At 42.2% G+C, this 11,263-nt stretch carries 6 protein-coding genes; 4 read left to right on the forward strand and 2 right to left on the reverse strand.

The window, feature by feature from the left end; all coding sequences use genetic code 11:
* Positions 1 to 327 precede the first annotated feature (327 nt).
* The 4 genes from NJ959_RS18160 to NJ959_RS18175 all read left to right on the forward strand — a co-directional run bounded on the left by NJ959_RS18160 (position 328) and on the right by NJ959_RS18175 (position 7,631).
* Positions 328 to 642 carry a hypothetical protein gene (locus NJ959_RS18160; protein WP_254013151.1) on the forward strand — a complete coding sequence of 105 codons (315 nt, stop codon included), beginning with the start codon at positions 328 to 330 and terminating at the stop codon, positions 640 to 642.
* A 240-nt stretch (positions 643 to 882) separates the two neighbouring features.
* Positions 883 to 4,443 carry a methyl-accepting chemotaxis protein gene (locus tag NJ959_RS18165; RefSeq protein ID WP_254013152.1) on the forward strand — a complete coding sequence of 1,187 codons (3,561 nt, stop codon included), beginning with the start codon at positions 883 to 885 and terminating at the stop codon, positions 4,441 to 4,443.
* Positions 4,444 to 4,624: 181 nt separating this feature from the next.
* Positions 4,625 to 5,713 (forward strand): hypothetical protein, encoded by a 1,089-nt coding sequence (locus tag NJ959_RS18170; RefSeq protein WP_254013153.1) that lies wholly within the window; start codon positions 4,625 to 4,627, stop codon positions 5,711 to 5,713.
* 112 nt (positions 5,714 to 5,825) lie between these two features.
* Positions 5,826 to 7,631 carry a purple acid phosphatase family protein gene (locus tag NJ959_RS18175; protein WP_254013154.1) on the forward strand — a complete coding sequence of 602 codons (1,806 nt, stop codon included), beginning with the start codon at positions 5,826 to 5,828 and terminating at the stop codon, positions 7,629 to 7,631.
* Between the two features lie 216 nt (positions 7,632 to 7,847).
* Here NJ959_RS18175 and NJ959_RS18180 read toward each other — a convergent pair whose 3' ends face one another.
* Together NJ959_RS18180 and topA are read right to left on the reverse strand one after the other, a co-directional pair.
* On the reverse strand, positions 7,848 to 8,450 hold the full coding sequence (locus NJ959_RS18180; RefSeq protein ID WP_254013155.1) for a Uma2 family endonuclease: 603 nt from the start codon (positions 8,448 to 8,450) through the stop codon (positions 7,848 to 7,850).
* Between the two features lie 103 nt (positions 8,451 to 8,553).
* Positions 8,554 to 11,214, reverse strand: a complete 2,661-nt coding sequence (gene topA, locus NJ959_RS18185) for a type I DNA topoisomerase (protein ID WP_254013156.1) — start codon at positions 11,212 to 11,214, stop codon at positions 8,554 to 8,556.
* Between the last annotated feature and the right edge of the window lie 49 nt (positions 11,215 to 11,263).

Raw genomic sequence — 11,263 nt, forward strand, 5'->3', positions numbered from 1 at the left:
CTGCTCCCCTGCTCCCCTGCCCCCCTGCCATTTATGAAGACTCTATAAAACATACTAAATCCTCTTGCTGATAGGCAGGAAGATCGCATATTATAAAAAGTGTAATACAAGTTATACGCTTGTCTTACAGTTTGACCGTCGTGCATCTTGAATTGTCCTGCATCCCAGAAGAAGCAAAGCCTTGGACTAGCGATCGCTTAGTCTAAGCTGTGATTCTTCTCAAGATTGGACACCACCAGGGTTATCTATCGTTTCAGGGAATCTATCGTTGGCGCTTCAATCTCATTCGTCCTGAATGTGGTGTGTGTTTTAGGTACTAAAAATACTATGAATTTCTCCAAATCAGAAAACAAATCAACCCATCTGACTTCCACTTCTACTGATACTCTATCTCGCGAGGAAGTGCAAAAATTTGATCTTGAGAATAAACTCGCAGAATTAGCAATTCCCCTCGCCCAAGCATGGAAAGATAATCATCCCAATGCACAACCAGCTTCTGAAGCAGATTTAGATGCTTGCATTTTAGCTGTAGCAATTGAAATGGCGATCGGAGGGGAAGCTGTTGGCGGTCCTATTGGGGCGTTAATTGCTAATGGTGGTGGAGTTTCAGCGGCTACAGTAGCTTGTAGACGTGTGCTTTAAAAAGTTTTTGGTTTTTAGTTTTGTTAGCGCAGCGGTAAGCAGTTTGTTTCGTTAGCGCAGCGGCAAGCAGTCTATTTTTAGTTTTGAATTAAAACTTTTAACTGAGAATAGCTTCAAAGGGAAAAGGGAATAGAACAAGGATCGGATGAGGAATAATATAACATTCGATTTAGATTGTCGCCTCTAATCTTTAGGCTCTAACCTCTAGCCTATCTAGTATCACTTCAAGGACATTGTTTCATGACCCCTCAATTAGATCCACTCAAAACTTACACCAATAAATCCAATGAACAAGGGAAAGATTCCCTCAATACTGGAAACTCAAATAGTGTAACACATTATCCTAACCGTCAAAATCAACTATCTCCCGTGTCACCCCAAATAATTGGGAATATTACACCCTTGCCACCTAATGTGATGTGGCGTTCTCTACCCTACAGTAAAACCGCCCAAACCCAACTGAAAAGCACTTCTCTACGGACTCAATTATTGCGCACGATTCTACCAGGAGTTTTGCTGCCCCTAGGATTAGCTGGATTAGTCAGCTATAGCATTGTTTCTGCTAAAAGCCAAGAGCAAACAATACAGCTATTAAATAATGAAGCATTCCTTGCCAGTGATGTGGTGAATGAATTACTCCAAGAAGCTGAAAAAATACCCGCCACTATCGCGAGAAATCCGTTAGTTATTAATACTGCTCGTGCCAGTGCCGCTGCAGCTAAAACAGCTAACCTGCCAAGTTTACCAATTGAACAGGTTGAACAGGCTTTCGCCACTACCAAGGTACTACAACCAGATAACGGGCTGAATGAATATCTCAAAAAAACGGCAGAAATATCTGAATTTGCTGAATTATTTTTTACAGAAAAGAATGGCTTTAATATAGCTTACAGTAATCCTACCTCTGATTTCGTCCAACGGGATGAAAAATGGTGGCAAAATGCCAAGGCAGATACCAACTCTCAGTTTATCGAACCGACATTTGATAAATCTGCTAATACCTTTGGGATTGAACTGAGCAAAGCCATCGTCGATCCAAATTCTGGTGAATTTCTCGGTGTTGTCAAAGGCGTATTACCTGCTAAAGCTTTCGGTTTGGTATTAAATAATATCCTTGAAAAGTTAAAAGTTGGGGAATCTCAAGCCGTACAGATATTATCAATAAACTCAGATAATAGCGTAACTGTCATCAACACAATTGGGGATGATAATACTAACAATAAACAAACCCTAATCGGGGGGACAAACGTTGCGGAAGCTGTGAAGAGTTTGATGGCAAGTACTCAATCGCAGAATCCCGGCAACGATCGATCTCTGAAGGGATTGAATATTACATCAATTACGTCTAAGTCAGGGGAGCAATTACTCAGTGCTAAATTGGAGCATGAAGGTAGAAGTTACCTCCTCCTTACAGTGCCCAAAACCAACTGGGTTGTGGCAGTTTCTATAGAAGTAAGCGAACTAAAAGCTACTAGCAGACAAGCAGGATTAACATTCTCCTTGGCATTCCTACTTTTAGGAGGAGTTATTACTGGAGCAATTTTATTTTTAGCACGTCGGTTAGCTACCCCGCTGAAGGAGTTATCGAATACCGCAGAACAAGTAATTGCTGGCAACCTAAATGTCCAAGCCCAAGCAATTGGCCCTACTGAAACTCAAGTCTTAGCTCAAGTATTTAATAACCTAGTAACCGGAGTCAAAGGGTTATTGCAGCAACAAACTGTACAAACTGAACAAGCTGAGTTATTTGCTGAGTTATCTGCCTCCCGTATTCGTAGCGACATAGATTTAGAGGATCTATTTCAGCAAGCTGTGCAAGGCGCGTTGCGAACCCTTAATGCAGATCGAATTGTGATCTATCGTTTCTATCCAGATGGGCGCGGACACATTTCAACTGAAGCTGTAGCTCCGGGATTCCCTCGTGCTTTGGGAGATAAAATTGAAGATGCCTGTATTGGGCAACATCTGATTGAAGCTTACCGCAAAGGGCGAGTAGTTCCCACCAATAATGTTTACGAGGCGGGGTTTCATCCAGATCACTTTAGGTTAATGGAGCGACTACAAATTAAGGCTAATTTGGTTACCCCAATTCTCAAAAATGAGCAACTATATGGTTTACTAATTGCCCATCACTGCGATGAACCTCATAGTTGGCAGCAGTCGGAAATTGATTTCCTCAGAAAGTTAGCAATTCAACTCGGACTATCTTTAGATCGTTTAAACTTTGTGATTCAGAAAGATGGGGAAACTGAAAGGGCGCAGCAACTCAATGAAATTACCTCAAATATCCGGGAAGCTGCGACTTCTGAAGAAATCTACAATGCGGCAGTTACAGGTATTCGCAAAACCCTGAAAACGGATCGCGCAATTGTTTATTTATTTGATCAGAATTGGCAAGGCAGCATTCTAGCAGAATCGGTGGCTGAAGGTTGGCCGGAAGCTTTGGGAGCAAAAATTGCCGATCCTTGTTTTGCCGATCAATATGCGGATAAATACAAGCGGGGGCGCGTTAAAGCCACAGAAAATATTTACGATGCTGGATTAACTAAATGTCACCTGAGTCAACTCGAACCCTTTAAAGTAAAGGCGAATTTGGTTGCCCCTATTTTAGCTTACGGTAATCTCCACGGCTTGTTGGTAACTCATCAATGTTCTAGTACTCGCCAGTGGCAGGAACCAGAAATTACCTTCTTCAAACAAATAGCAATTCAATTAGGTTTGGCTTTAGATCGTTTGAGTTTCCTATCACAATTAGATCGATCTCGCCAACACGCTGAAAAGCTGGCTGAAGAGCAACGGGAACAAAAAGAAACGATCCAAATGCAACTAGTGAACCTGCTTAATGATGTTGAGGGAGTAGCTAGAGGTGACTTAACGGTGCGGGCAGATGTAACAGTTGGGGAAATTGGAACGGTAGCTGACTTTTTTAACTCAATTGTGGAGAATTTGCGGCAAATTGTGACGCGGGTTAAACAAGCGGCAATTCAGGTAAACATGGCTGTTGGAGAAGATGAAGAAGCAATCTCTCAATTGTCTGAAGATGCGATCAAACAGGCTGAGGAGACTACTCACATCTTAAATTCAGTGGAACAAATGAGTCGTTCCATTGAAGAAGTAGCTGATAATGCTCGCCAAGCTGCTATCATTGCTAGCACTGCATCTAATACGGCAGCACAAGGTCAATCGGCGATGGATTTGACAGTGGAAAATATATTGGGGTTGCGCACTACCATTGGCGAAACTACTAAAAAGGTAAAACGATTGGGCGAGTCGTCTCAACAGATTGCTAAAGTTGTTTCTATCATTGAAAAAATTGCCCTCCAAACGAATTTGCTCGCAATTAATGCCGGGATTGAAGCGGCGCGTGCGGGTGAAGAGGGACAAGGATTTGCCGTCGTAGCAGAAGAAGTGGGGCAATTGGCTGCTAAGTCAACTGCTGCAACTAAAGAAATTGAGGACATTGTTGAGAGTATTCAACGAGAAACTGCTCAAGTGGTTGAGGCAATGGAACAAAGTACTAAGCAGGTGGTAGAAGGGACTCATTTGGTGGATAAAGCTAAACATAGTCTCAGTGAGATTTTAGAAGTTTCTCGCCAGATAGATCAACTGGTGGGGATGATTTCTGAAGCCACAGTATCTCAAACAGAAACCTCTCAATCTGTTAGTACTTTGATGTATGAGATTGCGATGGTTTCGGCACGGACTTCTGATTCCTCTACTAAGGTTTCTAATTCTTTACAAAGAACCGTAGAAGTGGCACGAGAATTGCAAGAGTCTGTGGGTACATTTAAGGTGAATTAGATGAATTAGTTCCTGAATATTTATCAAAGGAAATGGGTAAATAGGGAAAGACATAATTAAAGGTAGGGTGGGCAATGTCTATCAATATTGCAATCCAATATTGATAAACATTGCCCACCCGACACGGATTGTAAACATGAGAAAGATTTCCTCTCACAAGCTATCTTTTTTTAAGGTAAAAATGATGCAAGAAAACAACACGATCGTCAAGAATATTGCCGTTAATAAATTAATTGAGATTTGGAAGCAACGTTACGTCATAGATTTATCAATTGGTTCGTTACAAGGAATCCGATTGAGTGTTCCTGAAATGATTGAACTAACCTCAAAGGAGGGTAGAGATAAGACAGCTAGTAAGTTACAACGTTTAATTAAAATTAACTCTGAGGTTGCTGGAATTAAAACGGATGTTCTCTTTTCTTATATTCCCAATGTTGTGAATTTGAGCGAAACTCAGCGTCTGGCTCAAATTGTTTTGAAAGTATATGAAAAAATTATAGAAATTTACCAGCAGCAACTGTCTTCTCCTCATTTGCGAGATCAGGTTTCCCAACCATTTTTTAGGTTAGGCGCTCGTTTCAGGGAGTCAGATAGATTATCGGTAGAATTCCCCCCCATTGAACAGTTAGCGACAGGAATTCAACCGATATTACAGGAATTGTTAGAGTCACATAAATCTATTAGTAATCCACGCGCTTTGGGTTTTATTAGCACTCAGTTTCACTTCACGACTGATTTACTTACCAAAAGGCTTACACCTGGCGAGCAATTCTTACTCACTCCCTACTTTAATTTCATTGAAGAGCAAGTTTGTATCCCCTTCCAGCGAGTTTGCTATGCGGCGGAGCAGCATAATATTGATTCACCTAGTTTATCTATTGTCGAGCAACTTTTACCTGTTAGCCATGACATTGCCGTTAAGGTTTATAACCAAGCAGTTGAGTTATACCCCAACCATCAAAGCCGTAGGGGAAAACTCAATCATTCAGGGGTTATGGTATCTACCATTCGAGACTTGGAAATGTTACAAGTTTACCTGTGGCTGTCAGTATTAGAAGAAAATATGGCTGCGGTAGAAACAGAGCTGATTCCTTTATGTATTATGGTATTTCCCAGTGTGGAAGTGACGTGGAATCTAGTGAAACAAATGCTCAAACTCCTCCTGGAGGAAATTTTAGTTAGGGTAGAAGCAAATCGCCAGAGTATTGTATTACCATATACTCAAACAATGCAGCAGGTATTCTATGATATTGATAGAAAATTAAGTTAAACTCAGTATTAGAAGGGTTCTTCGCCAATGGGATGCCTGGGTTGGGCGAAGCCATCGCAAAGACTGTTAAACTGATAAAAGTTATCTGTCCTATTATTCTCACTAAGAATTGATGACTAAACAGTTAAAGAGTGCTATTCTAATCATGGCAGCTTTTCTCATCATTTCCATCGCTCTAGCTCCCTCAGTCATGTCATTTAACCAACAATCTATTCATAAATCTGCACCTCAGTTACTCTCCGATCCCTTTTTACAATTACCGACAGAGACTTCAGTTAGAGTTGTCTGGTTTACTGAATTTCCAGGTAATCTTCATACTGTTGCTTACGGGAGAGAATTAAATTTTAGCGCCATCGCCAATACTACCAAACTCAGTCGCACCCGAGAAGATTCCAAGTCGCGAGTCGGAAATCAGGTAGCAGAGGGTGCAGTTTATCAAAAAACTACATTCAGAAACATTTGGCGACACGAAGCAGAAATTACTGGAATAACGCCTGGAAAAAGGGTTCCTTATCAAGTAACTAGTGTACGGGAAGATGGAGATAAAATTACTAGTAAAATATTTACTCTTTCTGCTACACCAAAACCCCAAACACCATTAAAAATACTCCTCACTTCCGATCACCAACTGAAACCGACGATCGCGGCAAATCTTCAGAAAGTCAAAGAAACAATTGGACAGGTTGATGCGGTTTTTTTTGCAGGAGATTTGGTGAATATTCCGGATCGCGCCTCAGAATGGTTTGATGATAATCGAGGTGGCGCATTCTTTCCCTGTCTCCAAGGCTCCGCCCATTATGAATTGGATAAAAATGGGGTAAAAACTACCTATAAAGGTGGAGATTTGATTCAAAATGCTCCCCTATTTCCCGTAATTGGCAATCATGAAGTGATGGGGCGCTTTTCAATGGATCGGGATTTGGGGAACCAACTTAGTGATGGGATTCCCCGTACTATTGCTGAAGAGATATATCAAAATAATCAGTTGCGGTTGAATCTCAAAAAAGATCCTAATCTCTACCAAGATTGGTTGAAAAATAATTCCTTTAATACCGATACCTACCAAGAAATTTTCACTCTCCCTGGTGAGAAAAAATATTACGCTATTACTTTTGGCGATATTCGCTTAGTCTCCCTCTATATTACCAATATCTGGAGAAGCGCTAGTTTGGCACTAGATGTCCGAGGCAAATATCAGGAAAAAGATTCTGACTTAAATAAGCCAGAAAGGTGGGGGTACGGACAACATATTTTTGAACCAATTAAGAAAGGTAGTCGTCAATATAATTGGTTGGAGAGGGAACTCAATAGTCCCGAATTTCAGGAGGCTAAATATAAGATTGTCATGTTTCACCATCCAGCCCATTCTTTAGGAGAGAATATTGTTCCAGCTTATACCGATCCGGTGCAACAGATTGAACGAGATGGAAATGGGGAAATTACATCAGTTAGTTATGAGTATCCTAAAGATCGGGATTATATTATTCGAGATGTTATCCCACTATTAGACGCAGCGGGAGTACAATTAGTATTGTACGGACATTCCCATTTGTGGAACCGCTTTATTAGTCCAAGTGGGATAAATTTTCTGGAATCATCCAATGTGGGTAATAGTTATGGGGCTTATATTGGTACTAAAAAGCGTTCCTTACCAAAAGGCGATACCTCTGGTGGGCGAAGCGATCGCAAAAATTATGCTCCTACAGGAGATCCTAATGGATTAGAGCCAATTGTACCAACTATTGCACCACTTTTAGGCGAAAATCAGCAACCACTACCCTATATTGCCAGTAACGATATTACTGTATTTAGTATTTTAGATACAGGGAGCGGGATGGTTTACAGCTATTATTTTGATACCCGTCAACCAGAATCATCGGTAGTGAAGTTTGATGAGTTTCCAATTATTAACGATTAAGTTGAGTAATTTAATTTAAAATCTGATAATATCGATCCACTGTTGGATCGATATCAATTATCAAAAGAGTCGAACACACTCACAATTTCAGTCTTTTCTTTGCGAACCTTTGTGCATTCCTTTGCGCTCTTTGCGTTTAAAAAAAAATCTGTTCCATGGCACTGAGAACCTCTATAGCTTATTAGTTATATTTTAAAGCCTAATTCTTAGAATAAATTAAGGCATTACATCATCCAGCTCGAGCTGTAAGGATGGAATCAGGGGAGAAACTATAGCTTGACCTAACCGAAATTGTCGTGGCTCATAGCTATCTCCAACTAGATGATAAACTGTAAAAGTTGGCTGCTTTGGTCTACCGATAAATTGAATACCGCCTAACCCCCTAAAATCAGCAATCCAATATTCTGGAATGCCAAGAAAAGCATATTCTTCCACCTTACGGGCGTAATCATCTTGCCAGTTTGTACTAATCACTTCAACAACCAGTTTTACTGTGCTACCATTACAAATAATTGGCTCTTTTTGCCAGAGTGGTTCGTGACTAAGTTCTTTTTTATCCAGAACAATTACATCAGGTCTCAAAGCCGTTGCGACTGCTGCTGGAGGCTTAATCAGACAATTTTTAGGAATTAACCAGTTTAAATTCAGTCGCAGAATTTCCCTATATATTCTACCCGCTATACTTCCGGCAACGGCCTCATGTGGACCTGTCGGCTCCATGTCTCTTAGTTCTCCATCGATGAGTTCGTAGCGGGGGTTGTCGCCGTATTCCTCAATGAATGCTTCAAAGGTCAGTAGCTTAGGTGGCGTGTAGATCATTGCTGGAAACCAATGCTGCGACAAATTAATTCTACAATAAGAAAGGGATACCTGTCGGGTATCCCCTTCTTTATTTAAGATTCTTCCTTAACTCCTACAACAATTACTTGCTAGTTTTCTTTTTCGTCGTAGTTTTCTTAGCAGTAGAAGCAGTTTTACTCGTCTTCCCACTACTAGTAGTTTCCGACTTTTTACCTCGCCCCCCGGACTTCTTGGTAGATGCTTTAGCTGCTAACAAATCCAGTGCGATCGCTAATGTCACCTCTTCCACCGATTGATCCTCTGGAATCCCAGCATTAGTTTTGCCATGCTTGATATATGGTCCATAAGGTCCATCGTAAATATTGACAGGTTCTCCATCATCAGGATGATTGCCTAATGCCCGTAAAGCTTCTTTGGTACTACCCCGAGTGCTATTCCGTGCCTTTTTGGGTTGAGCCAATAGCTCGACTGCACGTTCTAGCTCAATTGTCAATACATTATCTTCAGCTTTGAGGGAGCGATATTCTTTCCCTTCCTTCCCTTGATCGTGAACAACATAAGGACCAAAACGTCCTAATCCAGCACCCACTTTGCCTCCCGTATCTGGGTGTATTCCCAACTTGCGAGGTAAGGTAAGGAGTCCGACTGCCATTTCTAGGGTAACATCGCTGATATTCACGCCCTTGGGCAAGGACGCACGTTTGGGTTTTTTATTCTCCTCAGTTACCTCACCCAACTGAACGTAAGGTCCATAAGTGCCATTTAAAATAAAAATCGGCTCTTCCGTTTCTGGGTGCAGTCCCAGTTTATCTGGTCCTTCCGTTTTCTGTTTCAGCAGCAGCTCTACTTGAGAGTCATTAAGTTCAGCGGGAGTTACATCTTGAGGCAGAGAAGCAGTTAATTGCTCGCCATCACGATTTAGCTCAATATAAGCCCCAAATTTACCAATCCGAACTTTAGCCTCCAGATTTTCCAGTTCAATGGTACGGGCTTCAGCAGTATCGATCTGACTTTCCCGTTGTTTAACTTGATTATCCAAACCCTTTTCACCGAGATAGAATTTCCGCAGATAGGGCAGCCATTGGGCTTCACCTGTGGAAATTTCATCAAGTGTCTGCTCCATTTTTGCTGTGAATCCGGTATTTACCAAGTCAGGAAAGTATTTTTCCAAAAGAGTGGTAACAGCGAAGGCAGTAAAGGTAGGAATAAGAGCATTTTTGGTAAGTTGAGCATAGCCCCGATCGACTATGGTACTGATAATACTAGCGTAGGTACTAGGACGACCAATCCCTTCACTTTCCAAGGTTTTCACTAGGGAAGCTTCAGTATAACGGGCGGGCGGTTGGGTTTCGTGACCAATTGCTTCCAAATCCTTACATTTGGGACGATCTCCTACTTTCAGCGGTGGTAAAATTACTTCTTGGTCTTCCAATGCCGCATCAGGATCGTCTGAACCTTCCACATAGGCTCGGAGATAACCAGGGAAATCAATCCGTTTCCCTGTAGAACGGAATCCCGCATCTTCCACTTGTAAATCTACAGTAATTTGGGTTTGTCTAGCATCAGCCATTTGGCAGGCAACGGTACGTTTCCAAATTAGATCGTAAACTTGTAATTCTCGTCCTTCCAAACGGGTATCTTTTGGAGTACGGAAGCTACTTCCTGCTGGACGAATGGCTTCGTGGGCTTCTTGTGCGCCTTTAGCTTTGGTGGTGTATTGGCGAGGTTTGGGGCTGAGGTATTGGGAGCCATACATTTGTTCGACACAACTCCGTGCCGCTGCGATCGCCTGATCTGACAAATGGACCGAATCTGTCCGCATATAAGTAATATATCCCTGCTCGTACAGACTTTGAGCTGTCCGCATTGTGTCGCGTGCCGATAGACGCAATTTTCGGTTGGCTTCCTGTTGCAGGGTAGAAGTTGTAAATGGGGGCGATGGTTTGCGAGTAACGGGGCGCTCGTCAATTTTAGTTACCGTCCAAGGTTTATTTGTCAGACGGGTAACTAAGTCTCTGGCTTCAGTTTCATTGAGGAGCCGTACATTTCGACCTTGGATAATGTTACCCGTGTTGGGGTCAAAATCGCTACCTGTGGCAACTTTTGTCCCTGCTACTGTGACTAACCGCGACTCAAAGGGACTTTTGTTTTGTTCTAGGATTGCTTCCAAATCCCAATAACTGCCTTGATGAAAGGCGCGACGCAGACGTTCTTTAGTCACTAATAGCCGCACGGCAACCGATTGTACCCTGCCAGCAGACAAACCCCAGGATATTTTCTTCCACAGGAGGGGAGAAAGGGTATATCCCACCAATCTGTCTAAAATCCGCCGCGTTTCTTGGGCACGCACCACTTGTTCGTCGATGGTGCGGCAGTTTTTCAGAGCATCGCGAATTGCTTCTTTGGTAATTTCATGGAAAACCATCCGCTTAATGGGGACTTTGGGTTTGAGGAGTTGCAATAAATGCCAACTGATGCTTTCTCCTTCTCTGTCTTCGTCAGTGGCTAGTATTAATTCGTTGGCGCTTTTGAGAGCATCTTGGAGTTGCTTGACGATTTTCTTTTTATCTTTGGGGACAACATAAAGGGGTTCAAAGTCAGCATCTACATTCACCCCCAACTGTGCCCATTTTTCGCCCTTGACAGCTTCAGGAATTTCGCTCGCCGATTGGGGAAGATCTCGGACGTGCCCCATCGATGCCTCAACTTGGTAACCTGATGGCAGGAAATTGCGGATGGTGCGTGCTTTAGTGGGAGATTCGACGATGACGAGGGTTGCCATGGGTGTTCTACAATTATCAGCCTAGCTGAATAGTCTAATCAATATAACC

This window comes from Limnofasciculus baicalensis BBK-W-15 (genome assembly GCF_024178385.1).
Taxonomy (GTDB): domain Bacteria; phylum Cyanobacteriota; class Cyanobacteriia; order Cyanobacteriales; family Coleofasciculaceae; genus Limnofasciculus; species Limnofasciculus baicalensis.